Here is a 261-nt window from a genome sequence, read left to right as displayed (position 1 = left end):
ATAAGTTTAATCTGGAGCGGGTGAAGGGGATCGAACCCTCACAGCCGGCTTGGAAGGCCGGAACTCTACCATTGAGCTACACCCGCATATTTAATTGGTGACCCATAGGGGAATCGAACCCCTGTTACCGCCGTGAAAGGGCGGTGTCTTGACCGCTTGACCAATGGGCCATTTAATTGGTTGCGGAGGCAGGACTCGAACCTACGACCTTCGGGTTATGAGCCCGACGAGCTGCCAACTGCTCCACTCCGCGATATTAAA

3 tRNA genes are annotated in these 261 nt (G+C 54.0%); all 3 read right to left on the bottom strand.

Annotation, left to right across the window (positions count from 1 at the left end):
- Positions 1-12: 12 nt before the first annotated feature.
- Positions 13-86: transfer RNA gene (locus tag BN899_RS18415), tRNA-Gly, on the bottom strand.
- A 9-nt stretch (positions 87-95) separates the two neighbouring features.
- Positions 96-170 (bottom strand) — tRNA-Glu (locus tag BN899_RS18410).
- 7 nt (positions 171-177) lie between these two features.
- A tRNA-Met gene (locus BN899_RS18405) sits at positions 178-253 on the bottom strand.
- Positions 254-261: the final 8 nt, after the last annotated feature.

This window comes from Faecalimicrobium dakarense (assembly GCF_000499525.1).
GTDB classification, from domain to species: domain Bacteria; phylum Bacillota; class Clostridia; order Peptostreptococcales; family Peptostreptococcaceae; genus Faecalimicrobium; species Faecalimicrobium dakarense.
This window is presented reverse-complemented; position numbering and strand designations above follow the sequence as displayed.